This window comes from Streptomyces lunaelactis (assembly GCF_003054555.1).
In the GTDB taxonomy this organism is placed as follows: Bacteria; Actinomycetota; Actinomycetes; order Streptomycetales; family Streptomycetaceae; genus Streptomyces; species Streptomyces lunaelactis.
In genome coordinates this window covers 5,529,468-5,555,138 of sequence record NZ_CP026304.1, presented here as the reverse complement: position 1 = coordinate 5,555,138, position 25,671 = coordinate 5,529,468, and the positions used below count along the sequence as shown (strand labels likewise).

General features: G+C 69.4%; 22 protein-coding genes. 16 read left to right on the top strand and 6 right to left on the bottom strand.

Features of this window, described 5'->3' with window-relative positions:
* Positions 1 to 62: 62 nt before the first annotated feature.
* Positions 63 to 305 carry an exodeoxyribonuclease VII small subunit gene (locus tag SLUN_RS25770; RefSeq protein WP_108152127.1) on the top strand — a complete coding sequence of 81 codons (243 nt, stop codon included), beginning with the start codon at positions 63 to 65 and terminating at the stop codon, positions 303 to 305.
* Positions 306 to 429: 124 nt separating this feature from the next.
* Positions 430 to 1,020, top strand: a complete 591-nt coding sequence (locus SLUN_RS25765; RefSeq protein ID WP_108152125.1) for a malonic semialdehyde reductase — start codon at positions 430 to 432, stop codon at positions 1,018 to 1,020.
* Positions 1,021 to 1,136: 116 nt separating this feature from the next.
* Here SLUN_RS25765 and SLUN_RS25760 read toward each other — a convergent pair whose 3' ends face one another.
* The gene (locus SLUN_RS25760) at positions 1,137 to 1,652 is read right to left on the bottom strand and encodes a DUF4245 domain-containing protein (protein ID WP_175313796.1); all 516 of its coding nucleotides are present in this window, start codon (positions 1,650 to 1,652) and stop codon (positions 1,137 to 1,139) included.
* Positions 1,653 to 1,785: 133 nt separating this feature from the next.
* On the opposite strand from SLUN_RS25760, the gene glpX reads away from it, so the two are divergent.
* Complete coding sequence (gene glpX / locus SLUN_RS25755) at positions 1,786 to 2,817, top strand: class II fructose-bisphosphatase (RefSeq protein ID WP_108152123.1); 1,032 nt, start codon at positions 1,786 to 1,788, stop codon at positions 2,815 to 2,817.
* Positions 2,818 to 2,896: 79 nt separating this feature from the next.
* Here the strand turns inward: glpX and SLUN_RS25750 are convergent, their stop codons facing one another.
* Both SLUN_RS25750 and SLUN_RS25745 read right to left on the bottom strand, forming a co-directional pair.
* Entirely contained in the window at positions 2,897 to 3,250 is a 354-nt protein-coding gene (locus tag SLUN_RS25750; RefSeq protein WP_108152121.1) for a WhiB family transcriptional regulator, read from the bottom strand.
* A 151-nt stretch (positions 3,251 to 3,401) separates the two neighbouring features.
* Positions 3,402 to 4,088, bottom strand: coding sequence for a DUF1707 SHOCT-like domain-containing protein (locus tag SLUN_RS25745; protein ID WP_108152120.1), 687 nt, complete (start codon positions 4,086 to 4,088; stop codon positions 3,402 to 3,404).
* Positions 4,089 to 4,321: 233 nt separating this feature from the next.
* Between SLUN_RS25745 and SLUN_RS25740 the strand changes: the two genes are divergently transcribed.
* Complete coding sequence (locus SLUN_RS25740) at positions 4,322 to 5,989, top strand: fumarate hydratase (RefSeq protein ID WP_108152118.1); 1,668 nt, start codon at positions 4,322 to 4,324, stop codon at positions 5,987 to 5,989.
* A gap of 134 nt (positions 5,990 to 6,123) precedes the next feature.
* On the opposite strand, the gene SLUN_RS25735 is transcribed toward SLUN_RS25740, so the two are convergent.
* Positions 6,124 to 7,683 carry a ricin-type beta-trefoil lectin domain protein gene (locus SLUN_RS25735; RefSeq protein ID WP_108152116.1) on the bottom strand — a complete coding sequence of 520 codons (1,560 nt, stop codon included), beginning with the start codon at positions 7,681 to 7,683 and terminating at the stop codon, positions 6,124 to 6,126.
* A 145-nt stretch (positions 7,684 to 7,828) separates the two neighbouring features.
* Between SLUN_RS25735 and SLUN_RS25730 the strand changes: the two genes are divergently transcribed.
* The 7 genes from SLUN_RS25730 to SLUN_RS25700 all read left to right on the top strand — a co-directional run bounded on the left by SLUN_RS25730 (position 7,829) and on the right by SLUN_RS25700 (position 17,362).
* A complete protein-coding gene (locus SLUN_RS25730) occupies positions 7,829 to 9,223 on the top strand; it encodes a class II fumarate hydratase (RefSeq protein ID WP_108152114.1) in 1,395 nt (464 codons plus the stop codon).
* A 59-nt stretch (positions 9,224 to 9,282) separates the two neighbouring features.
* On the top strand, positions 9,283 to 9,963 hold the full coding sequence (gene fomD, locus SLUN_RS25725; RefSeq protein ID WP_108152112.1) for a cytidylyl-2-hydroxypropylphosphonate hydrolase: 681 nt from the start codon (positions 9,283 to 9,285) through the stop codon (positions 9,961 to 9,963).
* Between the two features lie 100 nt (positions 9,964 to 10,063).
* Positions 10,064 to 10,525 carry a hypothetical protein gene (locus SLUN_RS25720; RefSeq protein ID WP_108152109.1) on the top strand — a complete coding sequence of 154 codons (462 nt, stop codon included), beginning with the start codon at positions 10,064 to 10,066 and terminating at the stop codon, positions 10,523 to 10,525.
* Positions 10,522 to 12,879 carry a DUF6571 family protein gene (locus SLUN_RS25715; protein ID WP_108152107.1) on the top strand — a complete coding sequence of 786 codons (2,358 nt, stop codon included), beginning with the start codon at positions 10,522 to 10,524 and terminating at the stop codon, positions 12,877 to 12,879. The genes SLUN_RS25720 and SLUN_RS25715 overlap by 4 nt, the downstream gene beginning before the upstream one ends.
* 13 nt (positions 12,880 to 12,892) lie before the next feature.
* A complete protein-coding gene (locus SLUN_RS25710) occupies positions 12,893 to 13,621 on the top strand; it encodes a hypothetical protein (RefSeq protein ID WP_159100324.1) in 729 nt (242 codons plus the stop codon).
* A 286-nt stretch (positions 13,622 to 13,907) separates the two neighbouring features.
* Positions 13,908 to 15,773, top strand: coding sequence for a SpoIIE family protein phosphatase (locus SLUN_RS25705; protein WP_108152103.1), 1,866 nt, complete (start codon positions 13,908 to 13,910; stop codon positions 15,771 to 15,773).
* 125 nt (positions 15,774 to 15,898) lie between these two features.
* Entirely contained in the window at positions 15,899 to 17,362 is a 1,464-nt protein-coding gene (locus SLUN_RS25700; protein WP_108152101.1) for a catalase, read from the top strand.
* Positions 17,363 to 17,446: 84 nt separating this feature from the next.
* Here SLUN_RS25700 and SLUN_RS25695 read toward each other — a convergent pair whose 3' ends face one another.
* A complete protein-coding gene (locus SLUN_RS25695; protein WP_108152100.1) occupies positions 17,447 to 19,666 on the bottom strand; it encodes a transglycosylase domain-containing protein in 2,220 nt (739 codons plus the stop codon).
* Positions 19,667 to 20,031: 365 nt separating this feature from the next.
* On the opposite strand from SLUN_RS25695, the gene SLUN_RS25690 reads away from it, so the two are divergent.
* From SLUN_RS25690 to SLUN_RS25675, 4 genes are all read left to right on the top strand, one after another.
* Positions 20,032 to 20,244 (top strand): type II toxin-antitoxin system antitoxin, encoded by a 213-nt coding sequence (locus SLUN_RS25690; RefSeq protein WP_108152098.1) that lies wholly within the window; start codon positions 20,032 to 20,034, stop codon positions 20,242 to 20,244.
* Between the two features lie 128 nt (positions 20,245 to 20,372).
* Entirely contained in the window at positions 20,373 to 20,897 is a 525-nt protein-coding gene (locus SLUN_RS25685; protein ID WP_108152096.1) for a PadR family transcriptional regulator, read from the top strand.
* Entirely contained in the window at positions 20,894 to 21,580 is a 687-nt protein-coding gene (locus SLUN_RS25680) for an ABC transporter ATP-binding protein (RefSeq protein WP_108152094.1), read from the top strand. The genes SLUN_RS25685 and SLUN_RS25680 overlap by 4 nt, the downstream gene beginning before the upstream one ends.
* Positions 21,577 to 23,973, top strand: coding sequence for an FtsX-like permease family protein (locus SLUN_RS25675; RefSeq protein ID WP_108152092.1), 2,397 nt, complete (start codon positions 21,577 to 21,579; stop codon positions 23,971 to 23,973). The genes SLUN_RS25680 and SLUN_RS25675 overlap by 4 nt, the downstream gene beginning before the upstream one ends.
* 26 nt (positions 23,974 to 23,999) lie before the next feature.
* On the opposite strand, the gene SLUN_RS25670 is transcribed toward SLUN_RS25675, so the two are convergent.
* Positions 24,000 to 24,977 (bottom strand): hydrogen peroxide-inducible genes activator, encoded by a 978-nt coding sequence (locus tag SLUN_RS25670; protein ID WP_108154935.1) that lies wholly within the window; start codon positions 24,975 to 24,977, stop codon positions 24,000 to 24,002.
* Between the two features lie 136 nt (positions 24,978 to 25,113).
* Here SLUN_RS25670 and SLUN_RS25665 point away from each other — a divergent pair, with 136 nt between their 5' ends.
* Positions 25,114 to 25,668, top strand: a complete 555-nt coding sequence (locus SLUN_RS25665; protein ID WP_108152090.1) for a peroxiredoxin — start codon at positions 25,114 to 25,116, stop codon at positions 25,666 to 25,668.
* The last annotated feature ends 3 nt before the right edge of the window (positions 25,669 to 25,671 follow it).

The following is a 25,671-nucleotide window of genomic DNA, read 5'->3' as shown; positions in this document are numbered from 1 at the left end:
GACGAGCGGCCCGGGTCTCCGGGTGAGCCTGGTTGTCGGACCTCACACATAGGGTGGATCGCATGGCTGCCAAGACGGAAGAGGCCGCGCTCGGCTACGAGCAGGCGCGGGACGAGCTGATCGAGGTCGTACGCCGCCTGGAGGCGGGCGGCACGACGCTCGAGGAGTCGCTGGCTCTCTGGGAGCGCGGAGAAGAGCTGGCGAAGGTCTGCCGCCACTGGCTCGAGGGCGCCCGCGCCCGCCTGGACGCGGCGCTCTCCGAGGGTGACGGCGAAGGCGCGGCCGCCGGGACCACCGAAGACTGAGCAGGTCAGAGGTCATTTCCGGTGTGAGTCGGGTCACCATCGGCACATTGTTGAAATTTAATCTATCGGGATGCGGTTGGAGCGGTCGTAAAGATCCTCTGCACCCCCCGGAAGGTACGCCAGCATGACCCTCGCACTTGACTCCGCCGCCCAGGACCTCCTCTTCCGTGAGGCCCGTACCGCCAACGCGTTCACCGACGAGCCGGTGAGCGAGGAGCAGGTCCAGGCGATCTACGACCTCGTCAAGTACGGCCCCACCGCCTTCAACCAGAGCCCGCTGCGCATGGTCCTGGTCCGCTCCGACGAGGCTCGTGAGCGCCTGGTCCAGCACATGGCCGAGGGCAACCAGCCGAAGACCGCCACCGCCCCGCTGGTCGCGATCCTCGCCGCCGACAACGAGTTCCACGAGGAGCTCCCGGCCCTGTTCCCGGCCTTCCCGCAGGCCAAGGACATGTTCTTCGCCGAGCGCCCGGCCCGCGAGCAGGCCGCCGGCTTCAACGCCGCCCTGCAGGCCGCGTACTTCATCGTCGGCGTCCGCGCCGCCGGCCTCGCCGCGGGACCGATGACCGGCTTCGACTTCGCCGGCGTCCAGAAGGAGTTCCTGGACGACGACCACACCCCGCTGATGATCGTCAACATCGGCAAGCCGGCCGAGGACGCGTCGTTCCCGCGCTCCCCGCGGCTGGCCTACGAAGAGGTCGTCACCACCGTCTGAGCCCGTACGGGCTGGCAGAAGGCCGCCGCACCCGGTTCCGGGTGCGGCGGCCTTCGCCGTTCATCAGGACGTCAGGATGTCCTGACGGTTTCAGGGCGTCAGGGACGTCAGGGACGTCAGGGCTGCTTCGTCTCCAGCGCGGCAGCCATCTGCGCCAGCCGCTCCGGCGACGCCGTACCTGTGATCACCGTCGTCGAGCCCTTGTCCTCGCGCACCAGCGCGTCGTACTTCGGGCCCTCCCACCGCTGCCAGGTCTCACCAGCGACCTGCTGCGTCTTCCCGGTCTCCCGCGCCTGCTGGCTCACCTTCGGGATGTACTTCCCGGCGGGCGCCGTGGACTGCTCGACCGCGATGTACTCGCCGTCCGGGTCCAGGAAGCCCAGGTGCCAGGCATCCGAGTCGGCGCGCTCGTACGAGACCGACGTCGGCTTCCACCCCTTCGCAAGTCCCTCCGGTGCCGCCACCGGATACGGCGCCGCGCGCCGCGCCGTCAGCAGCTCCACCCGGAAGTCGACCGCCTTGACCGGATCCGCCTTCTCGTCGTGCGGAATGAACACGTAGATCACTGCGACGACGGCGCCGATCACCGCCATCGACAGCACCATGTCCCGCATCGTCTGTCTGCCTCGCATACCTGCCACGTGCCCCATCGTCGCATCAAGGGCGCGTGCTCAAACGTGGGGCCCTCTGCTCATTTTGTCGACGTACCGATAGAGTCGCAGCACCCTCTTTTCCGGCCGTCGTCGTACAGAAAGGTGCGCTCCGATGACCGAGCACAGTCTTCCGTCCCAGCTCGAGGTCTCTCCCGAGGCCCCCGACCGCAACCTGGCCCTGGAGCTCGTCCGGGTCACCGAAGCCGCCGCCATGGCCGCCGGCCGGTGGGTCGGCCGCGGCGACAAGATCGGCGCGGACGGCGCGGCCGTCAAGGCCATGCGGACCCTCGTCTCCACCGTCTCGATGAACGGCGTCGTCGTCATCGGCGAGGGTGAGAAGGACGAAGCCCCCATGCTGTTCAACGGCGAGCGGATCGGCGACGGGACCGGCGCCGAGGTCGACATCGCCGTCGACCCGATCGACGGCACCACGCTCAACGCCAAGGGCATGCCCAACGCCATCGCCGTACTCGCCGCCGCCGACCGCGGCACCATGTACGACCCGTCCGCGGTCTTCTACATGGACAAGCTGGTCACAGGCCCCGAGGCCGCGGATGTCGTCGACATCAACGCCCCTGTCTCGGTCAACATCCGCCGGGTCGCCAAGGCCAAGAACTCCTCGCCCGAGGACGTCACCGTCGTCATCCTGGACCGCCCCCGCCACGAGGGCATCGTCAAGGAGATCCGCGAGACCGGCGCCCGCATCAAGTTCATCTCGGACGGCGATGTCGCCGGCGCGATCATGGCCGTGCGCGAAGGCACCGGCGTCGACATGCTGATGGGCATCGGCGGCACGCCCGAGGGCATCATCACGGCCTGCGCGATCAAGTGCCTCGGCGGCACCATCCAGGGCAAGCTCTGGCCGACGGACGCGGCCGAGCGCCGCCGCGCGCTCGACGCCGGGCACGACCTGGACCGGGTCCTGCACACCGACGACCTGGTCAGCGGCGACAACGTGTTCTTCGTCGCCACCGGCATCACGGACGGCGAGCTGCTGCGCGGGGTCCGCTACCGCGCGGAGACCGCGACCACCCAGTCGCTGGTGATGCGCTCCAAGTCCGGCACGATCCGCCAGATCGACTCGACGCACCGGCTCTCCAAGCTGCGTGCGTACAGCGCCATCGACTTCGACCGCGCGAAGTAGCAGCCGCCACAGTCGCGGCTACGGGAAGGGGCGCCCCCATGTGCGGTGGGAGCGCCCCTTCCCGTGCGTACGCGAGGAATCAGGCCGCGGACGCCGACTTCTTGAGCTCCACCTCGCGCCGCCTGCGCCGGGCCAGCACCACACGGCGCTCGGCCGCGGTCAGCCCGCCCCACACTCCGTACGGCTCGGGCTGGAGCAGCGCGTGCTCCCGGCACTCGACCATCACAGGACAGCGGGCGCAGACCCGTTTCGCGGCCTCCTCGCGCGACAGCCGCGCGGCCGTAGGTTCCTTGGACGGGGCGAAGAACAGTCCGGCTTCGTCCCGACGGCACACCGCCTCCGCGTGCCAGGGTCCGGCCTGATCTTCCCGAGCAGGAATTCGCTGGGGCGGAAGGGCGGCTACCTGCAAGGACTGATGCGGCAGTTGCAGCACGGTCTACTCCTGACGACGGCTTCGCGAGCGAGAGACGATGCAGCACTCCCTACCCGCTGTGCGTGCGCCTATGCACTGAGTGGCACGGACTTCCGGTGTGCGGAATTGCACACGGGCGTTCACGGCCGGAAAGCGCTCCGGGGCGCAGCCGTCAGCCGAGGTGTTTACGCAGGCGGTCGTGGAGATCCGCGATCCGCCTGCCCCGCTTGGGCCTGGCCTCGACATTGCCGAAAACCGAGTACCCGTTCACAACGACGACCGGGGCCTCGGGGTCGGCGGCCTCGAGGGTGAGGACGTCGAAGGTGCCGAAGATCCCGGTACCGCTGCCGCGCATCGAGATGTTCTCGGGTACGCGGACTTCGACGCTGCCGAAGATGGAGGTCGCGTTGATGACGGTCAGCCGCTGCCCGAAGAGCGCCTCGGTGAGGTCGATCTCGATGCTGCCGAAGATCGAGAAGGCGTTGGTACGACCACCGACGCGCCAGCGGCCCTTGCGGGTGGAGCTGGAGAAGACGGCGACCAGATTCTCGGCGGGGCCGGAGGGCTGTTCGGGGCCGTACGCGTACGCCGTGGCATCGGCGTGGCCGGTTGTCGCGGGCAAGTCCCGCACCAGTGGCTCCAGTTCACCGACGGTCTTGGCACGGTAGACGGCGTCGATCCGCTCGGAGTGCTCCTCGGGGTCCAGCCGGCCCTCGGCGAGGGCGTCCCGGAGGATGTCGGCGATCCGGTCGCGGTCGGCATCGGAGGCACGGATGGCGTCGCGGGGTTCCGCGGGGGCGACCGGCTTCTGGGAGTGCCCGCGGCCGGAGGCCGCTGAATGATTCTTGTCGAGGTCCACGGATCCAGGGTAGCGAAACGCGATAGATCGCGACTAGAGGTCCAGGGCGGCGCGGCTTCCAGAACCGGGGCTCCGGGACTCCACCCCGGAGCCCCGCGCCTCAATCGCCGGCGAGGCTTGAACTCCAACTGAGCCTTACCTCACAGACAGCGTCGGCCAACCCCGCTCTACGCTGGAGGGCGCGCTGCCAATGGACGTCAGCGCCGCTGTCTGCCGAGTGAGGAATGGCCGCAATGCCAGAGTTTCAGTACTCCGATCTGCTCCCGCTGGGAGAGGACACCACCCCGTACCGGCTGGTGACCTCCGAGGGTGTCTCCACCTTCGAGGCCGACGGGCGTACGTTCCTCACGGTCGAGCCCGAGGCGCTGCGCACCCTCGCCGCCGAGGCCATGCACGACATCTCGCACTATCTGCGGCCCGCCCACCTCGCGCAGCTGCGCCGCATCATCGACGACCCGGACGCCTCGTCCAACGACAAGTTCGTCGCGCTCGACCTGCTCAAGAACGCGAACATCGCCGCCGCCGGCGTGCTCCCCATGTGCCAGGACACCGGCACGGCGATCGTGATGGGCAAGCGCGGCCAGAACGTGCTGACGGCAGGCGGCGACGAGGAAGCCCTCTCGCACGGCATCTACGACGCGTACACCAAGCTCAATCTGCGCTACTCGCAGATGGCTCCCCTCACCATGTGGGAGGAGAAGAACACCGGCTCCAACCTCCCCGCCCAGATCGAGCTGTACGCCACCGACGGCGGCGCGTACAAGTTCCTCTTCATGGCGAAGGGCGGCGGCTCCGCCAACAAGTCGTTCCTCTACCAGGAGACGAAGGCGGTCCTGAACGAGGCCTCCATGATGAAGTTCCTGGAGGAGAAGATCCGCTCGCTGGGTACGGCCGCGTGTCCGCCGTACCACCTGGCCATCGTCGTCGGCGGCACGTCCGCCGAGTTCGCGCTGAAGACCGCGAAGTACGCCTCCGCGCACTACCTCGACGAGCTGCCCGCCGAGGGCTCCCCCACCGGCCACGGCTTCCGGGACAAGGAGCTGGAGGAGAAGGTCTTCGAACTCACCCAGAAGATCGGCATCGGGGCGCAGTTCGGCGGCAAGTACTTCTGCCACGACGTACGCGTGGTCCGGCTGCCGCGGCACGGCGCCTCGCTGCCCGTCGCGATCGCCGTCTCGTGCTCGGCCGACCGCCAGGCGACCGCGAAGATCACCGCCGAGGGTGTGTTCCTGGAGCAGCTGGAGACCGACCCGGCGCGCTTCCTGCCGGAGACGACGGACGAGCACCTGGACGAGGCGGAGGACGTCGTCCGGGTCGACCTCAACAGGCCGATGGACGACGTGCTCGCGGAGCTCACCAAGTACCCGGTGAAGACCCGGCTGTCCCTCACCGGCCCGCTAGTCGTCGCCCGCGACATCGCACACGCCAAGATCAAGGAGCGGCTCGACGCGGGCGAGGAGATGCCGCAGTACCTGAAGGACCACCCGGTCTACTACGCCGGTCCGGCGAAGACGCCCGAGGGCTACGCGTCCGGTTCCTTCGGCCCGACGACGGCCGGGCGCATGGACTCGTACGTCGAGCAGTTCCAGGCGGCGGGCGGCTCCAAGGTCATGCTCGCCAAGGGCAACCGCTCGAAGCAGGTCACGGACGCGTGCGGGACGCACGGCGGCTTCTACCTCGGCTCGATCGGCGGGCCCGCGGCGCGGCTGGCGCAGGACTGCATCAAGAAGGTCGAGGTCGTCGAGTACGAGGAGCTGGGGATGGAGGCGGTGTGGAGGATCGAGGTCGAGGACTTCCCGGCGTTCATCGTGGTGGACGACAAGGGCAATGACTTCTTCACGGAGCCGGCACCGGCGCCGACGTTCACGTCGATCCCCGTGCGGGGGCCGGGGCCGGCGTAGCGCCTGCGGCGGGCCGTACTGCCTTCGGGCGTGTCCTCAATCGCCGGACAGGCTTGAGGTTGCCGGACCGGCAACCTCAAGCCCCGCCGGCGATTGAGGCGCGGAGTCCGGGGCGGAGCCCCGGAAACGCTCGGCTACCCGAACCGCTGGTTCGCCGCGCCCGAGCACGCCTGGAGCCGCACCGCCTCCCTCCCCGACGCCAGCGTCACGCACAACCCCGCCGCCGCCTCCGGCCGTACCGTCCCCGACTCCCGTACGAAGCGCTGGTTCGCCGCCCCCGAGCAGTCCCACACGATCAGGGCCACCCCCGCCTGGTATCTCGCCCCGGGCACATCCAGGCAGCGGTCCTGCGTCAGCTCCGTGTGCAGGGACCTGCGTGCCGCGTCGTACCACCAGCCCTGGTTGCGGCCGCCGTGGCAGTCCCACCCGGTGACCCCGGTGCCGTTACGGCTGACCGCTCCCGAGACGTCCGCACAGGAGCCCGTCGCCTCGTTCCTCAGCGGCTTGTACGCGTCGTCCCAGGCGCCCGCGTACAGCGCCGGCTTCCCCGTGGACGCCACGTCCGCGCAACTCGCCTCACGCAGACCGGAGTCGTACAGCTGGGTCAGGCAGGACGCGAAAGCGGCATGCCCGCGCACATTGGGATGGAAGGACTGGCGCACCGAATTGGCGTCCGGCAGGCCCGGCTTGGAGAGGTCGATGTAAAGACCGCGTGCCCAGCTGTCCTCCATGCAGACCTCATGGCCGTGGAAGAGGCGGGAGTTGTCCAGGTACACGGCCCCGGTGGCCGCCGCGGCCCCGCGCATACCGCGCTCGAAGGCGGGGACCGCGGTGTTGCGGCCCCAGACGGTGTCGGAGTCGTAGCCCATCCCACCGCAGATCAGCTTGCCGGGGAAGTGCGGGTTGTCGCGGAAGTCCGGGCCGATGGGGCTCGGGTAGCCCATGACGACCAGCTTGTAGTCGCCGTCCGCGTATCCGGCGTCGTGCATCACGGTGCGCAGGTCCCGTACGGTCTGCTCGACCTTGGGGACGAGTCCGTCGACGCGCGCCTGCCAGCCGGGGGCGTACTTGGGCTCGCACGGGCCCTGGAAGGTCACATAGCGCACGACGCAGTCGGTCATCACCGGACCGAACTGCAGATCATCGTTGGCTCCGGCCACCAACAGCACCATCTTGATGCGGGTGTTGCGGGCCTTGATGGCGAGGCTGTCGCTCTGGACGAGTTCGTCGGCGTACTGCTTCGAGCCGCCGATCCGGATGTTTCCGCTGTACGCGCCGGAGCAGGAGACGTTGTACGTCACGTCCGCGGCGATGCCCGTGCGGTGGATGGCGGCGTCGGGCGAACGGTGGCACCAGTTGTCGGGCCCGTTGGTGCCCGGCTCGTACGTGCCCACCCCTTCGCCGGAGATCTCGCTGTCGCCGAGCGAGATCAGGCCGGTCCTGCGGTCGGCGAGCGGGCGCTCGGCGGGGCTGCCGTAGAGCTTGGTGGCTTCGGCCGCGCGGATGGACTCCAGCTCGGGCGGCAGGGGTGCGGCGGCTACGGCGGTACGGGCCTCGTCGGCCTGGGCGCCCGTGGTCGTGGCCGCCATTCCGCCAAGTGCCGCCGCCAGTGCGGCGGCGGCCGCGACCGTACAGCGAAGTCTTCGTCTGGTGGTTCGGGGGCTTGGGGGTTGTCCCCCAAAGAGATGCAGCATTGCGCCTCCCCGGTTTGGGCCGCTCGGGGGTACGTGAGTCGTCCCCCGGAAAGAAAGCGGCACCTGGGGTATTTACTGGCGGGTAGCGCACTTGGGAATAGATAAAACAAGACAAGTGCTCACCTTTCCGGGAGGTACGACACCGATGACCGACGCGAACGAGTACCGGATCGAGCACGACTCCATGGGTGAGGTGCGGGTGCCCGCGCACGCGAAGTGGCGGGCCCAGACCCAGCGGGCCGTGGAGAACTTCCCCATCTCCGGGCAGCGGCTCGAGCGGGCCCACATCGAGGCCCTGGCACAGATCAAGGCCGCCGCCGCCCAGGTCAACGCCGAACTCGGCGTGCTCGACAAGGACATCGCGCGAGCCATCGCCGACGCGGCCGCGGAGGTCGCCGATGGCCGCTGGGACGAGCACTTCCCGGTGGACGTCTTCCAGACCGGCTCCGGCACGTCGTCCAACATGAACACCAACGAGGTCCTGGCGACCCTCGCCACCGAGCGCCTCGGCCGCGACGTGCACCCCAACGACCATGTGAACGCGTCCCAGTCGTCCAACGACGTCTTCCCCTCCTCCATCCACATCGCGGCGACGGCCGCCGTGACGGGCGATCTGATCCCGGCGCTGGAGCATCTGGCGGCCTCGCTGGAGCGCAAGTCCGCCGAGTTCGCGGATGTCGTCAAGTCCGGCCGTACGCATCTGATGGACGCGACCCCGGTGACGCTGGGCCAGGAGTTCGGCGGCTATGCCGCGCAGATCCGGTACGGCGTCGAGCGCCTCAGGTCCTCGCTCCCCCGCCTCGCCGAACTCCCCCTCGGCGGTACGGCGGTCGGCACCGGAATCAACACCCCGCCCGGCTTCTCGGCCGCGGTCATCGCCGAGGTCGCCCGCGCGACCGGACTGCCGCTGACCGAGGCCCGTGACCACTTCGAGGCGCAGGGCGCGCGCGACGGTCTCGTCGAGACGAGCGGCCAGCTGCGTACGGTCGCGGTCTCGCTCACCAAGATCTCCAACGATCTCCGCTGGATGGCCTCGGGCCCGCGCACGGGCCTCGCGGAGATCAGCCTCCCCGACCTCCAGCCCGGCTCCTCGATCATGCCCGGCAAGGTCAACCCGGTGATCCCGGAGGCCGTACTGATGGTGGCGGCCCAGGTGACCGGCAACGACGCCACGGTCGCGACGGCCGGCGCCGCCGGGAACTTCGAGCTGAACGTGATGCTCCCGGTGATCGCCAAGAATCTGCTGGAGTCGGTCAGGCTCCTCGCGAACGCATCCCGGCTGCTGGCGGACCGTACCGTCGACGGAATCACCGCGAATGTCGAGCGGGCCCGTGAGTACGCGGAGTCTTCGCCGTCCGTCGTCACCCCGCTGAACAAGTACATCGGCTACGAGGAGGCGGCGAAGGTCGCCAAGAAGTCGCTGGCCGAGCGGAAGACGATCCGCGAGGTCGTCCTCGAGTCCGGCTATGTGGAGCGTGGAGCACTGACCCTGGAGCAGCTTGACGAGGCGCTTGACGTGCTGCGTATGACGCGCCCGTGAGACGGCGGCCGTGACCTGCGTCGCAGCGGGGCACCGGCCGTAGTCCGTAAGATCTGCTCATGACAGGTACGGAACGCATTTCACGCTGGACGCCCGGGGACCACATCCTCTGGCGCTACCGCGGCCATGCCCCGGACCTGTCGGGCGGTACCGTCCACATCTGCCGCCCCGTGACCGTCGTGCAGGACACCGAGGAGCTGCTCGCGGCCTGGATGGCACCGGGCACGGAGTGCGTGAAGCCGGTCCTCGCCGACGGCACGCCGGTCCACCAGGAGCCGCTCGCCACCCGCTACACCGCGCCCCGCACCACCGCCCGCGCCCACTGGTTCGGCACGGGCGTACTGAAGCTGGCACGCCCCGGCGATGCGTGGTCGGTCTGGCTGTTCTGGGAGCGCGGCTGGCGGTTCAAGAACTGGTACGTCAACCTCGAGGAGCCGCGCACCCGTTGGGCGGGCGGCATCGACTCCGAGGACCACTTCCTGGACATCGCGGTGCACCCCGACCGCAGCTGGCACTGGCTGGACGAGGACGAGTTCGACCAGGCGCAGCGGGTCGGCCTGATGGACGCCGGGAAGGCACGCAGGGTCCGCGAGGCGGGCCGGGCGGCGGTCGAGGAGATCCGCGCCTGGGCAGCCCCGTTCTCCGCCGGCTGGGAACACTGGCGCCCGGACCCGGCGTGGCAGGTGCCCCAGCTGCCCGCGGACTGGGGTCACACGCCCGCGCAGCAGCTGACGTCGTGAGCGTCCGCGCACGTCAGCAGGGTGCGTGAGGATACGGAAACATCACTGAAACCCCCCGTTGCTAGCTTCCCCTGATCATTCGGCATACGGGAGTACTGCTGTGGCGTGGGACGAGTGGGAGCAGCTGAAGGCCGATGCGGCCGGACAGCAGAGCACACAGATGCGGCTCAACCAACTCGACGACGGGAACGGCGGTCGCGGCGGTCCCGGTACGGGCGGCGAGGCCGACCTGAAGGTCAACCAGAAGTCGCTGGCCGCCATCGGCGACGAGGCGCACAAGCTCTTCGACCGTCTCGAGACGGACGGCAAGCACGCCAAGTCCAGCAGCGAGAAGGCCGCGACCGGCCTGAAGGCCGACTTCGAGGTGGGCGGCGCGCTGGCCCATGTCGCCGCGCACTGGGACGCGCAGGTGCGCACTCTGCTGGACGCGTGCGCCCACATCTCCAACCACCTCGAGTACTCGAACAAGGCCCACCGCAACGACGAGGAACGGGCGCTCACCGCCTTCAGCAAGATCTCCGAACTGGACGCCGGCTTCGACGACAGGGACCAGCGCCGATGAATCTGGAAGCGCTGCGCTTCGGCAGCTTTACCCAGCTCGGTGAGGCCGTCGCCGACTGGACGGGGATGATCGCAAAGCTCGAGTCGCTGAAGACCGACGCGGACACGCAGCTGAAGAAGCGGGCGGAGAAGGCGGACTGGGCCGGTTACAACGCCAAGGTCACCCGGGAGTTCATCTCCAAGACCGCGCTGGAATTCGCCGACGCCGTCACCCAGGCGACCTCCATCCGCAACATCCTCCAGGACTGCCGCGATGAGCTGATCGGCTACCAGGGGCAGCTCAAGGACGCGCTCGACCGCGGCCTGAAGAAGAACCTCACGGTGACGAGCACCGGCGGCGGCGGTTTCACGGTCACCATGAACATCCACCCCGACCGCGCGGCCAAGGGCACCAGTGTGCCCGAGCACACCCCCCACGACGCGGAGAATCTGCGCGACGAGGTCGAGCGCATCCTCAACGCGGCCACCACGAGCGACAGCACCGCGGCGCAGGTGCTGAACGCGCTGGTCGACCAGACCGACCACGGCTTCGCCGGCGGGAAGTCGTACAAAGACCGGGACCAGGCCGCCAAGTCCATGGCGGACGCGAAGGACGCCGCGGACATCTACGCCAAGGGTACGAAGGCGACCAACACCGAACTCGCCCGGCTGAACGGCTACTTGAAGAACAACAGGAACGACCCGCTGTTCGCGGAGAGCTTCGCGAAGTCGGTGGGTGCGGAGAAGGGGCTCAGCCTCTACGCGGCCCTGGCGAACGACCAGCAGTTCTATGTGCACCCGCGGTCCCGGCAGGGCCTGTCGGACGAGCAGAAGGAGCGAATGAAGCTTCTGGGTGCGCTGGAGACCGAACTGGGGAACACGTTCGCAACGGCGACCCAGTCGGACAGCCAGGGCATGGACACCTGGAAGAAGGAAATGATCGCGGCCGGGGGCAAGGACGTCGGAACCCCGAGTCAGCACCCCGTGTACGGCTTCCAGGTCATGAGCAACCTGATGCGCCACGGCACGTACGAGCAGGACTTCCTGACCGACTACGGCCGGGAGCTCATCGCGTACGAGAAGGAGAACACGAAGGACGAGCACGGCGGCCTGCAGCGCAGGGTGAGCCGCGAGGACGTCCTTCCGTGGGACCGCTCGGGCGGCTACGAGCACCTGCACTTCGGCGCCGACAACGACGGCGGCCGGGACCCGATGACGGGCTTCATGGAGGCCCTCGGCCACAACGCCGAAGCATCCACCGAGTTCCTCGGCTCGGACAGCAACTTCGACTACCTCACCGAGGGCCGCGAATGGCCGGAGGACCACGCCACTCAGAAGGCGAACGGGATCGCGGGATACGACTCGCTGGGACATGCGCTGGAGTCGGCCACGAAGGGCGCGGCATACGACGCCAACCCGCCGCAGCTGCACCGGGACGCGGACACGGCGGCGGTCGCCGAGAAGGTCGTGGAGCGGTACGGGCAGGACCCGGAGTACAAGGACGAGAAGCAGACGGGGCTCAGCGGGGCGGAACTGCTGGCGAAGCAGGAGGGGATCGGGGACAGCCTGGGACGGATCGGCGCGGCGTACATCGACGACATCAACTGGGGGCTCAACGGTGGCGCCGAGAAGTCGCTGTACGCGATGGACAACGGCGGCCGAGCGAACCTCGATGAGCGCGCGCACTTCGACGGCAAGTCGCTGACGCCGTTCCTGAGCACCCTCGGGCAGGACCCTGACGCCTACGCGGATCTGAGCACGGCTCAGCAGGCATACAGCACCTCGCTGATGGAGAAGTACCCGCCGACGATCGAGGCCGACGGCGACCTGGACGCCACCAGCGCGGAGACCACGCTCCGGACAGGGGCTGAGGTCCACGGAATCCTGGACACGTCACGCGCCCAGGAGATCAAGGCCGAGGGCGTGGCGGCCGACGAGAAGTACAACAAGGCGATCGACGCGCGTATCGAGCGGGACAAGATGATCGTTGGCCTGGCCACGGGCGGTGCCTTCTCGCTGGTTCCCTCTCCCGCGGCGGGCGCCGCCGCAACCGTAGTTCCCATCGTCGCCGACGGGGTCGAGGGGGTCACCGGCGGACTCATCGAATCCAACCTGGACAAATACGCGGAATCGCAGCACCGGGACAATTCTGGGAAGTACCACTCGGAGGCGAAGGACGTGTTCGAGAGGGGCAACAACTCCTCCTGGCAGCCCGCCTACTCCCTACTGGAACGCGCGGACGCTTCGCCCGCCTGGCCTGATGGTGACTACCGGCGGTTGCAAGAGACGCTGATTCAGGCCCAGAACATCGGCTACACCCGGGGGAGCGGGAACGAGGAGAATCTCGGTGCGCTACCCACCCCCACCCCGTCCTAGCAAGGTGGTCCGGATGCCTTTCCCCATGCGTCAGTACCGGCGCTCGCTACCCTCCGTCGCACTGGCGCTGGCGCTGAGCGCCTGCTCCGGCTCGTCCGAGGGCACAGAGGACACCCCGTCACCGCCGCAGGCGCTACCGGCTACGGCGATCTGCGGCGGTGTGCTGAATACCGCGGCTGGCGACGCCCTGGAGGGGCTGACCTCCTCGTCGACCTACAGCGAGATCGACGAGGTGGGTTCGGAGGACGTCGTGACGGTCGCCGCGGCGGCCGCCGAGCTGAAGGCGTCGCCGCGGACCGGGAAGCCGAAGACGCGCGCGTATCTGTGCGCCGCACAGGCCGAGGACGAGCACACCAGCGGAAGCATCCAGCTCTCGGCACGCTGGGTGGAATTGAGGCCGGGCGACCAGGACTGGGCGAGTGACGACCACTGGTCGGTGTACGACGTCTCCGGCGCCGGGAAGAAAACAACGCGTTACCCGTACGCCAGCGCCTCCTCCCTTTCGGGTCGGCTGGAGTTCCACTGTCCCAAGGGCGCCGGAGAGAATGAGGACACGGTGCTGGGGGTGGACATGATGAGCTTCAGGCTGGCGCGGAGCGGCCGGGAGGAGCAGGCTCCTGAAGCCATCGTCCGACTCATGTACTCCGTCGCTGTGAAACTCGCCACGGACATGGGCTGTCTCGAGGAGAGCCGCCTCCCCAGGACGCTGGGAGAGCTCAATCCACTGCCCCTCGCGAAGTGACTGATTCCGGTCCGGGAACGCGCTCCGGCGCATACGACCTCGTGAGACTCTTGATGCGCCCCCAGGGGGCAAACGTAGGATCGTCGTCCGCAAGGCTGCGCCGTTTGAGCATCCATCAGGCTTGAGCAACCATTGAGCGCAGCGCACGGCCTGACCGTAAGTCATCGCAAGGGGGTGGAGCTGTGCGGGATGCCTGCCACCCTGTCGGCGACGCCCGCAGAGCGGGTATACCGCCTCACGAGGCGATTGCATCGCACAACCGGCCCGGACGGACGGAATCCCAAGCGTGACGGAGCAGCCCACCTCCCACGAAGGCCGGCAGCCCTTGGCTGCCCGGCCGCAGGAACGCACCCGGCCGCGGTCGCAGGCGGGCGGGCCAGCGGGTGTGCCCGCGCCGGCCGGGCCGCAGGCCGGGCCGCCGGTGCAGGATCTCGCCGGGACCGCGCGGCGCGAGGGGGACCGGCTGCGTTTCGTGGGGGCCGCCACCCGGCGGATCGCGCGCGGCATCGATCTGGACGAGATCGTCCTCGGGCTGTGCCGGGCCACCGTGCCGACCTTCTCCGACGCGATCCTCGTCTATCTCCGCGATCCTCTGCCGGTGGGCGACGAGCGGCCCGTCTCGCCGTTCGTACTGCGGCTGCGCCGCACCGACCGGCTGCGTTTAACCGGTGAGGACGCCGATCTCGGCACCGGGGTACCCATCACGGTCCTCGACCCGCAGAACGATCTCGCCCCGGCCGCCGAGCTGTGCGAGGTGCGGTCCGGTGGTGCGCTCTCCGAGGTGTTGCGCGGGGTGCGGCCCGTATTCGGCGACTCCGCGGCCGCCCGGCAGGCCCTGCCCGAGCTCCTCGGCGCCGACCGCGTCGTCCCGAACGGACATCGCGCGATACTCGCCCCGCTCCGTGGCAGGCGGCGTGTGATCGGCGCGGCCGTCTTCCTCCGCCGGCCCGACCGGCCCGCCTTCGAGCCCAACGACCTGCTGGTGGCCGCGCAGTTGGCGACGCACACCGCGCTCGGCATCGACAAGGCCGTGCTCTACGGCCGCGAGGCGTACATCGCCGACGAGCTGCAGCGCACGATGCTGCCCGACTCGCTCCCGCAGCCCACCGGCGTACGGCTGGCGTCCCGCTATCTGCCGGCCGCCGAGACCGCCCGCGTCGGCGGCGACTGGTACGACGCGATCCCGCTGCCGGGCAGCCGGGTGGCCCTCGTCGTGGGCGATGTCATGGGGCACTCCATGACCTCCGCCGCGATCATGGGCCAGCTGCGCACCACGGCGCAGACCCTGGCCGGGCTCGATCTGCCGCCGCAGGAGGTCCTGCACCATCTGGACGAGCAGGCCCAGCGGCTCGGCACCGACCGGATGGCGACCTGCCTGTACGCCGTGTACGACCCCGTCGCGCACCGCATCACCATCGCCAACGCGGGCCACCCGCCGCCCATCCTGCTGCACCTGGGCGGGCGGGCCGAGGTGCTGCGCGTACCCCCCGGCGCGCCCATCGGCGTCGGCGGGGTCGACTTCGAGGCCGTCGAGCTGGACGCCCCGGCCGGCGCGACCCTGCTGCTGTACACCGACGGTCTGGTCGAGTCCCGGCTGCGCGACGTGTGGACGGGCATCGAGCAGCTGCGGGAGCGGCTCGCCGCCACCGCCCAGCTCACCGGTCCCGACCACTCGCCGCCGCTGGAGGCGCTCTGCGACGACGTGCTGGACGTGCTCGGCCCGGGCGACCGGGACGATGACATCGCGCTGCTCGCGGCCCGCTTCGACGGGATCGCGCCGAGCGATGTCGCCTACTGGTTCCTGGAGCCCGAGGACGCGGCTCCCGGAAGGGCCCGCCGCCTCGCCCGCCGGGCGCTCGCCCGCTGGGGCCTGGAGGAGCTCAGTGACTCGGTGGAGCTGCTGGTCAGCGAGGTCGTGACCAATGCCGTGCGGTACGCCGAGCGCCCCGTGACCCTGCGGCTGCTGCGTACGGACGTACTGCGCTGCGAGGTCGGCGACGACTCTCCGCAGCTGCCGCGGCAGCGGCGGGCGCGGGACACGGACGAGGGAGGACGCGGGCTCTTCCTGGTGAACCGGCTGGCCAGACGGTGGGGAGCCACCCGTCTGTCGACCGGCAAGGTGGTCTGGTTCGAGCTGCCCACCGGCCCGTAGCGGGGCAGCTCGTACTCGGGCCAGATCTGGACTCTGTCCAAGTGTTGCCGACGGGATGTCGGAGGGGTTGACTGGGGCACGCGGCCGAAGCGACCACAAATCCCACTATCGACGGGAGGACGCTCGTGACCGAGTCATCCCCGAAGGCTCCCTACACGACCAATAACGCCGGCATCCCGGTGGAGAGCGACGAGCATTCGCTCACCATCAGCTCCGACGGCCCGATCCTTCTCCAGGACCACTACCTCATCGAGAAGATGGCCCAGTTCAACCGCGAACGGGTCCCCGAGAGGGTGGTCCACGCGAAGGGCGCGGGGGCGTACGGCACCTTCGAAGTAACCAATGACGTCAGCCAGTTCACCAAGGCCGACCTCTTCCAGCCGGGCAGGCGCACCGACATGCTGGCCCGTTTCTCCACGGTCGCCGGAGAGCAGGGTTCACCCGACACCTGGCGCGACCCGCGCGGCTTCGCGCTCAAGTTCTATACGGAGCACGGCAATTACGACCTGGTCGGCAACAACACACCGGTCTTCTTCGTCCGTGATCCGCAGAAGTTCCAGGACTTCATCCGCTCGCAGAAGCGCCGCCCCGACAGCGGGCTGCGCGACAACGACATGCAGTGGGACTTCTGGACGCTGTCCCCCGAGTCCGCGCACATGGTGACGTGGCTCATGGGCGACCGCGGCATCCCGAAGTCGTACCGCTTCATGAACGGCTACAGCTCGCACACCTATCTGTGGGTCAACGGCGCGGGCGAGAAGTTCTGGGTGAAGTACCACATGAAGACCGACCAGGGCGTCGACTTCCTCACGCAGGCGGAGGCGGACGAGCTGGCCGGCAAGGACGGCGATGTCCACCGCCGGGATCTGTACGACTCGATCGCCTCCGGGAACGCGCCGAGCTGGACCATGAACGTCCAGATCATGTCGTTCGCCGACGCGGCGGACTACCGCTTCAACCCCTTCGACCTGACCAAGGTGTGGCCGCACGGCGACTACCCCCTGATCGAGGTCGGGCGCATGACCCTGAACAAGAACCCGGAGGACTACTTCATCCACATCGAGCAGGCCGCCTTCGAGCCCTCGAACCTGGTACCGGGCATCGGCCCGTCGCCGGACAAGATGCTGCTCGGCCGGCTCTTCTCGTACCCCGACACCCACCGCTACCGGATCGGTCCGAACTACACGCAGCTGCCGCCCAACAGGGCGCGCTCGCAGGTGAATTCGTACGCGAAGGACGGACCGATGCGGTACGAGCCCGCCAACACGGCGCGCCCCTACGCCCCGAACTCCTACGGCGGTCCGGCGGCCGATGTGCCTGCCTTCGGCGAGCCGGCGGGCTGGGCGGCCGCGGGCGAGATGGTGCGCGAGGCGTACACGCTGCACCGCGAGGACGACGACTGGGGCCAGCCGGGCACCATGGTCCGCCAGGTGCTGGACGACGCCGCTCGTGAGCGGCTGGTGTCCAACGTCAGCGGGCATCTGCTCGGTGGTGTCACCCCGCCGGTCCTGGACCGGGCGCTGCAGTACTGGCGCAATATCGACAAGGAACTGGGCGACCGTATCGCCAACAAGGTGAACGGCGGCTGAGGCGGCTCATCCCGGCATACGACTGTGCCCGCGGACCCGGAAACCGGGTGCCGCGGGCACAGTCACGCTGTCGAGCGCCGAGGGTCAGGGCTTGGGCAGGCGGTCGCCCGGATCGCCTTCGTTGCCACCGGGGTCACCGTCGGCCGGGTCCGTCGGCGTGTTGGTCGGATCCGACGGAGTGTTCGTCGGTGTCTGCGTCGGGTCGTCCGTCGGGGTGCGGGTGGGCTTGTGTGTCGGCGTCCTGGTCGGCTTGTCGGGCTTCCGCGTCGGGGTGCTCGTGGGCGTCTCGGTCGGGGTTTGAGTCGGCGTCGGGTCCGGGGCCTCGGTCGCGATCTCACCGACCTCCAGGTCGAACTCGGCGGACTGGTCGCCGCTGCCGAGTGCGCCGGCGGTGTACTGCTTCCAGATCCTGGCCGGGACGCCACCACCGTTGGCGCGGCCCGGGTTGACCGTGTCGGTCAGCGTGACCTGCCCACCCTTGGGGTCCTCGCCGAACAGGGCGACGGCGGTGACGAGCTTGGGGGTGTAGCCCACGAACCAGGCCGAGCGGTTGTTCTCCGAGGTGCCGGTCTTGCCCGCCGCCTCGTAGTCGCCGGCCGCGTTCACGCCCGAGCCGCTCCTGACGACGCCCGTCAGGGCCGAGGTCGTGGTGTCCGCCGCCTCACGGCTGATGGCCTGGTCGCCGATCGACTTCGTCGCCTCGGCCGTACGGCTCTGGTGCTCGGCGGACTTCACGATCGACGGCGTGACCTGCTTGCCGTGGTCGGCGAGGCTCGCGTACACCGCGGCCATGTCCCAGGTGGAGGCGCCCATCGTGCCGAGTGACATGGCGGGCTGCTCGGGCCAGCCCTTGCCGTCCTTCATACCGAGGCCGAGCGCGGTCTCCTTCACCTTGTCCGGGCCGACATCCACGATCATCTGCGCGAAGACGGAGTTGATCGAGCTGTTCGTCGCCCGCTGGACGCTGACCGTCCCGTAGTCGCGGTCGTCCTCGTTCTCCGGCGCGAAGGGGGTGTCGCTGCCCTCCACGGGCCGCTTGCTGGTGCCGTCGTACTTGGTGTTGAGGCCGATCGTCTCGTCGTCCTGGGTCACGGACCCGTTCTCCAGGGCCGAGGCGAGGACGACGGGCTTGAAGGTCGAGGCGGGCTGGTAGTCGCGGCGGGTGGCGTTGGAGAGCCAGTGCTCGGTGGCGCCGATGCCGCCGTAGAGCGCGACGACATGGCCGGTCTCCGGGTCGACCGAGGTCGCACCCGCCTGCACGGTCGCGTCCGCCTTGTCGCCCTTGCGCTCGAGCTTCTCCTCGAGCTGCTTGTCGACCGCCTTGACCAGCGCCTTCTGGCGCTTCTCGTCGATGTTGAGGGTGATCGTCCAGCCGCCGGCCTTGATCTCGTCCTCGCCGATGCCCTGGCGCTCCAGCTCGGCGTTGGCCGCCTCGACGAGATAACCGGTCTGGCCCTCCATCCCGGGGGCGGCCTTCGGCGCCTTCGGCGCGATGAACTTCAGGCCCGCGCGCTTGCCGGAGTCGAGCCAGCCCTCCTCGACCATGTTGTCGAGCACGTAGTTCCAGCGCTCGGTGACCAGCTTCCTGCCGGTGTCCGATGCGACCGTGTAGTCGTACTGACTGGGGGCCTGCAGCAGGGCGGCGAGGTACGCGCCCTGGGCGACGTTCAGCTTGGAGGCGTCGACGCCGTAGTACGCCTGGGCCGCGGCCTGGATGCCGTACGCGCCGCGGCCGTAGTAGCTGGTGTTGATGTACCCGGCGAGGATCTCGCTCTTTTCCTTCTTCTGGTCCACCTTGAGCGAGATCACCAGCTCTTTGAGCTTGCGGGTGACCGTCTGGTCCTGGTTCAGGTAGTAGTTCTTGACGTACTGCTGGGTGATCGTCGAGCCACCCTGCTTGCCCTTGCCGGTGACGGTGTTCAGCAGGCCTCGGGCAGTGCCCTTGAGGTCGATTCCGGAGTCCTTGAAGAAGGTCTTGTTCTCGGCGGCGACGAACGTGTTCTGGACGTCCTTGGGGATCTTCTCCAGACCGACGATCTCGCGGTTGACCGCGCCGGTGCGGGTGAGGATCTTGCCGTCCTTGTACTTGTAGACGTTGCTCTGCATCTCGGCCTGGGCGTTCGCCGAGGGCACCGGGACGAGCAGATAGACGACGAAGAACGCGCCCATCGCCAGCAGGCAGAGGCCGAAGAAGGTGCCGAGCAGCTTCCTCCAGGTGAAGAAGCGCCGTATGCCGGTGGGCTTGGCTTTCTTCGCCCGGCGCGCCCCGCGCTGCCGGGCCTGTCGCGCTTCCGCTCGGCCCATCGCTTCGTTGCTCCGCTCGTCGTTTTCTGTCGTTGCTCGCCGGAATCGACCTGGAATCGACCCGGAATCAGCCCTGGCTGAGCCTGATCAGCTCAGAAAGCTAACACCGCTCGTACAGACAAAGGGCCATCGATCCGGTCTTTTCCGGACGTGACAATCAGCACCCTGTCTGCTGGAACCGACTCACGAGAGGCGCGGAGGGTTGCGATGAAAGCTAAAGTGTTATCACTTTGCTAGATGGCCGGCGGCTGCCGCCGGCCGCGGAAACGGGGAGCGACCATGGCTGCCACCAGCACAACAACCGTGGACGACCTGCCGGAGATGCCCGCACCGCAGCCGGTACTCAACACGGGCACGCTGCACCAGTGACGCCGGCCGAGCGGAAGCAGGTGCTGCTGCGGCTGGACCCGGCGGTGTACGAGGCGCTGGCGCGGTGGGCGTCGGACGAGCTGCGCAGCGCGAACGCGCAGATCGAGTTCATCCTCCGGCGGGCCCTGGCCGAAGCGGGCCGGCTGCCGGGGGGTGCCCGCCCGATCCCACGGCGGGGCCGCCCGCCGAAGCCACCGGAGGCGGGGTAGTCCTGGGGGCGAGCCCCCAGCCCCCCGTACGGCCTTCGGCCGTGTCCCCAATCGCCGGACGGGCTGAAAACATCGATATACGCGCCAGGTATACACACCGGGTATACACACCGTGTAGAGTGCCGCGCATGTCCATCGGTCACACCCTGCTCGGACTCCTCGAGTCCGGCCCGCGCCACGGCTACGACCTCAAGCGCGCCTTCGACGAGAAGTTCGGCCACGACCGGCCGCTCCACTACGGGCAGGTCTACTCGACCATGTCCCGGCTCCTCAAGAATGGCCTCGTCGAGGTCGACGGCATAGAAGCCGGCGGCGGGCCCGAACGTAAGCGGTACGCCATCACCGACGCCGGGATCACCGATGTCGCCCAGTGGCTCGCGCAGCCCGAGAGGCCCGAGCCGTATCTTCAGTCGACCCTCTACACCAAGGTCGTCCTCGCCCTGCTGACCGGGCGCAGTGCCGCTGATCTGCTCGATACACAGCGCGCCGAGCATCTGCGGCTGATGCGGATCCTCACCGACCGCAAGCGCCGCGGCGACCTCGCCGACCAGCTCATCTGCGATCACGCCCTCTTCCACCTGGAAGCCGATCTGCGCTGGCTGGAACTGACCGCCACCCGGCTCGACCAGCTCGCCACGGAGGTACGCACGTGACCCCCGCAGGCTCCCTCCTCGTCGCCGACAACGTCCACAAGGCGTACGGGACGACTCCCGCCCTCGACGGCGCCTCCTTCTCCATCCACCCCGGCGAGGTCGTCGCCGTCATGGGGCCCTCCGGCTCCGGCAAGTCGACCCTGCTGCACTGCCTCGCCGGGATCGTGCGTCCCGACGCCGGATCGATCACGTACGGCGGGCGCGAGCTCACCGAGCTGTCGGACGCGGAGCGCAGCAGCCTGCGCCGTACCGAGTTCGGGTTCGTGTTCCAGTTCGGGCAGCTCGTACCGGAGTTGAGCTGTACGGAGAACGTGGCCCTGCCGCTCCGGCTCAACGGCGCCAAACGCAAGTCCGCCGAGCGCACCGCCCTGGAGTGGATGGAGCGCCTCGAGGTCGCCGATGTCGGGCACAAGCGGCCCGGCGAGGTCTCCGGCGGGCAGGGGCAGCGCGTCGCCGTCGCCCGTGCGCTGGTCACCTCACCGCGGGTGATCTTCGCCGACGAGCCGACCGGCGCCCTGGACTCCCTCAACGGCGAGCGGGTCATGGAGCTGCTCACCGACGCCGCCCGTTCCGCGAACGCCGCCGTTGTGCTGGTCACGCACGAGCCGCGGGTCGCCGCCTACTCCGACCGCGAGATCGTCGTACGCGATGGAAGGTCCCGCGACCTGGAGCACGCCGTATGACGCTCCTCGACCGGCGGGACACGGCGACGAGCCCCGCCCCGCAGCCCCGCGGCATCGGCGTCCGGCTGCGCGACCTCGGTCTCGGCATACGCTTCGGCGCCTCCGGCGGCCGCGAGGGCCGGGCCCGCACCGCGCTGACCGCCGTCGGCGTCGGGCTCGGCGTGGCGCTGCTCCTCATCGCCTCCTCCGTGCCGGAGCTCATGGACAGCCGCGAGCAGCGCGGCGCCGCGCGCACACCGGCCGGCCAGATGACCGACAAGACGGTCGAGCGCTCCGAGAGGACCCTGGTGCGGGCGGACGGGGGCACCGAGTTCCGCACGGAGACGGTCAACGGCGAACTGCTGCGCCCGGACGGCGCGCACCCGCCGCTGCCGCCCGGCGTGACCGGCCTCCCCGGGCCCGGCGAGATGCTCGTCTCGCCGGCCCTGGGCGCGCTGCTCGACTCCCCCGGGGGCAGACTCCTCAAGGAGCGCCTCGCCTACCGCACGGTCGGCGCCATCGGCGACGCCGGCCTGCTCGATCCGGGCGAACTCCGCTTCTACGCCGGCAGTTCGACGCTCACCACCGGCAACGGTGGCCACAGGACGGACGCCTACGGCTACTCCGAGGCGGCGCGGCCGATGGACCCCGTCCTCATCGTCCTGATCGTCCTCATCTGTGTCGTCCTGCTGGTGCCGGTGGCCATCTTCATCGCCACCGCCGTCCGCTTCGGCGGCGACCGACGCGACCGCCGGCTCGCCGCGCTGCGCCTGGTCGGCGCGGACACCCGGACGACCCGGCGCATCGCCGCCGGCGAGGCCCTGTTCGGCTCGGTGCTCGGGCTGGTCGTCGGCATCGGCGTCTTCGCCGTGGCCCGCGAGTTCGCCGGTTCCGTACGGCTCTGGGGCCTGAGCGCCTTCCCCGCCGATGTCGTCCCGGTGCCCGCGCTCGGTCTGCTGATCCTGCTGGCCGTGCCGGCCTCCGCGGTCCTCGTCACGCTTCTCGCGCTGCGTTCCGTGGCGATCGAGCCGCTCGGCGTCGTACGCGACGCCACGCCCCGCGCCCGCCGCCTGTGGTGGCGGCTGCTGATGCCTGCGGCCGGTCTCACCCTCCTGCTGAGGACCGGCACCGTCGACGGCAAAACCGATGCGGTCAACCCCTGGCCCATCGCGGGCGGCGCGGTGCTCGTGCTGGTCGGTCTGGCGGCGCTGCTGCCCTGGGTGGTCGAGGCGGTCGTACGCCGGTTGCGCGGCGGCCCGGTGCCCTGGCAACTGGCCACCCGCAGGATCCAGTTGAGCAGCGGCGCGGCGACCCGTGCGGTGACCGGCATCACGGTCGCCGTGGCCGGCGCGATCGCCCTGCAGATGCTCTTCGCCGGCATCCACGACGACTTCAACAAGACGACGGGCCAGGACCCGCAGCGGGCTCAGCTCAACATCTCGGCCAACTTCCCCAGCGGTGAGCTGGCCAACCGGATGATCAAGCAGTTCCGGGACACCAAGGGCGTACGGAGTGTCATCGGCACGGTCGAGAGCTATGTGCACAGCCCGGAGCCGGTGGCCGCCTCCGACATCCAGCCCACCACCACGCTGACGGTCGGCGACTGCGCGACCCTGCGCGAACTGGCGCGGATCTCGTCCTGCGCCGACGGCGACACCTTCGTCGTCCACACCAGGAGCGACCGCGAGCAGAACGACTGGATCGACCGGACCGCCCGCAAGGGCAAGCCGGTGAACCTCAACTCGGACTCCGCGTACGACGGTTCGAAGCCCGCGCTCTGGACGCTGCCCAAGGACGCTCGCACAGTCACGGCCCGCCCCGACCCGACCGGCACGGAGCACTACGGCATCTTCGCCACGCCGGGCGCGGTCGACGCGGACAGACTCCCCAACGCCGACACCCAGGCCATGGTCCAGGTCGATGAGAGCGTGCCGGAGGCCCGTGAGTACGTACGCAACACCGCTGCCCGTATCGATCCCACCATGCGCGTCCGGTCGCTCCAGAGGATCGAGCGGGACAGCCAGTACGCGAGCGTGCAGAAGGGTCTGCTGATCGGCGCGACCGCGACGATGGCGCTGATCGCCGCCTCGATGCTCGTCTCGCAGATCGAGCAGCTGCGGGAGCGCAGGCGCCTGCTGTCGGTGCTGGTCGCCTTCGGCACCCGCCGGGCCACGCTCGCCTGGTCGGTGCTGTGGCAGACCGCGGTGCCCGTCGTGCTCGGCACTGCCGTGGCCGTCGCGGGCGGACTCGGCCTCGGCGCAGCGATGCTCGAGCTGACCGCCAAGCAGGTGACCGACTGGTGGGTCTTCGTGCCCATGGCCGGCGTGGGAGCCGCGGTGATCCTGCTGGTGACGGTGCTCAGCCTGCCGCCGCTGTGGCGCATGATGCGCCCGGAGGGCCTGCGTACGGAGTAGTCGCAGGGAGCTGTCGTACGGAGCCGTCAGCCGAGCACCCGCACCGGCAGCGCCCGCATCGCGACCCGCAGCGCCTGCGCGAACTCCCCGAACTCGCCCTGGCGTGCCGCCCCCGCGCGCATCGCCAGGGCGATCCGGCGTGCGGGGGCCGGCTCGGCGAAGTACGCCGTCTGCAGCCCGCCGCCCCGGCCCGTCTCCACGTCGACCGCCGTACGCGGCAGCAGCGTCACCCCGAGCCCGCCCGCGACCAGCTGCACCAGGGTGGAGAGACCGGCGGCGGTCGTGGACACCGCGGCACCCTCGGTACGCCCGGCCTCCCGGCAGATGTCGAGGGCCTGGTCGCGCAGGCAGTGGCCCTCGTCGAGCAGCAGCAGATGCAGTTCCCGCAGCGCCTCGCGCGGAATGTCCTGGCGCCCGCCCAGCCAGTGGTCCTCGGGCGTGACCAGGACGAAGTCCTCGTCGAACAGCGGCAGCTCGCTCACGCCGGGCATCCCGAGCGGCACGGCGAGCAGCAGCAGATCGAGCCTTCCGCCCGCCAGTCCCTCCACCAGCGAGGACGTCTGCTCCTCGTGGACCTGGAGATCGAGCGCGGGGTACGTCTCGTGCACCAGCCGCAGCACGGTCGGCAGCAGATAGGGGGCGACGGTCGGGATCACACCGAGCCGGAGCACCCCGGTGAACGGGGCGCGTACCGCCTCGGCCTCCTCCAGCAGCTCGCCGACCGCGTCCAGCACCGCCTTGGCCCGGACCGCGAGCCGCTCACCGGCCGGGGAGAGCAGCACCTTGCGGGTCGTGCGCTCCAGCAGCTGGACACCGAGTGCCTCCTCCAGGGCCGATACGGCCCCGGAGAGCGCGGGCTGACTCATCCCGATCGCGGCTGCCGCGTCCCGGAAGTGCAGATGCTCGGCGACGGCGGCGAAGGCGCGCAGCTGGGCGAGGCTGGGCTGCTTGCCCCGTCCGCCTGCCCGCTGTCCGGGATGGACGGCATTGACGACATTACTGATGGCCACTGATAGGCACCTCCGATCGCGATGACCGAGTCTAGCTATTTCTGTGATCAATGCACTCCGTGCCAGGATCGAGCTCCGTCCAACCCCCTGGAAGACCCCACAAGGGAATTCCTCTGTACAAGGAGACCGAGTGCTCACTGTCGGTGACCAGTTCCCCACCTTCGAACTGACTGCCTGTGTCTCGCTGGAGAGCGGCAAGGAGTTCGCGGAGATCAACCACAAGTCCTACGAGGGCAAGTGGAAGGTCGTCTTCGCGTGGCCCAAGGACTTCACCTTCGTCTGCCCCACCGAGATCGCCGCCTTCGGCAAGCTGAACGACGAGTTCGCCGATCGTGACGCCCAGATCCTCGGCTTCTCCGGCGACTCCGAGTTCGTCCACCACGCCTGGCGCAAGGACCACGCCGACCTGCGTGACCTGCCCTTCCCGATGCTGGCCGACTCCAAGCACGAGCTGATGCGCGACCTGGGCATCGAGGGCGAGGACGGCTTCGCGCAGCGCGCCGTCTTCATCGTCGACCCGAACAACGAGATCCAGTTCACCATGGTGACCGCCGGCTCCGTCGGCCGTAACCCCAAGGAGGTCCTGCGGGTGCTCGACGCCCTGCAGACCGACGAGCTGTGCCCGTGCAACTGGACCAAGGGCGAGAACACCCTGGACCCGGTCGCGCTGCTCTCGGGCGAGTGATCC

Coding starts and splice junctions, on each gene's coding strand:
- SLUN_RS25770 (WP_108152127.1), top strand. CDS start 63: ATGGCTGCCAAGACGGAAGAGGCCGCGCTCGGCTACGAGCAGGCGCGG.
- SLUN_RS25765 (WP_108152125.1), top strand. CDS start 430: ATGACCCTCGCACTTGACTCCGCCGCCCAGGACCTCCTCTTCCGTGAG.
- SLUN_RS25760 (WP_175313796.1), bottom strand. CDS start 1,652: ATGCGAGGCAGACAGACGATGCGGGACATGGTGCTGTCGATGGCGGTG.
- glpX (WP_108152123.1), top strand. CDS start 1,786: ATGACCGAGCACAGTCTTCCGTCCCAGCTCGAGGTCTCTCCCGAGGCC.
- SLUN_RS25740 (WP_108152118.1), top strand. CDS start 4,322: ATGCCAGAGTTTCAGTACTCCGATCTGCTCCCGCTGGGAGAGGACACC.
- SLUN_RS25735 (WP_108152116.1), bottom strand. CDS start 7,683: ATGCTGCATCTCTTTGGGGGACAACCCCCAAGCCCCCGAACCACCAGA.
- SLUN_RS25730 (WP_108152114.1), top strand. CDS start 7,829: ATGACCGACGCGAACGAGTACCGGATCGAGCACGACTCCATGGGTGAG.
- fomD (WP_108152112.1), top strand. CDS start 9,283: ATGACAGGTACGGAACGCATTTCACGCTGGACGCCCGGGGACCACATC.
- SLUN_RS25715 (WP_108152107.1), top strand. CDS start 10,522: ATGAATCTGGAAGCGCTGCGCTTCGGCAGCTTTACCCAGCTCGGTGAG.
- SLUN_RS25710 (WP_159100324.1), top strand. CDS start 12,893: ATGCCTTTCCCCATGCGTCAGTACCGGCGCTCGCTACCCTCCGTCGCA.
- SLUN_RS25695 (WP_108152100.1), bottom strand. CDS start 19,666: ATGGGCCGAGCGGAAGCGCGACAGGCCCGGCAGCGCGGGGCGCGCCGG.
- SLUN_RS25685 (WP_108152096.1), top strand. CDS start 20,373: ATGTCCATCGGTCACACCCTGCTCGGACTCCTCGAGTCCGGCCCGCGC.
- SLUN_RS25675 (WP_108152092.1), top strand. CDS start 21,577: ATGACGCTCCTCGACCGGCGGGACACGGCGACGAGCCCCGCCCCGCAG.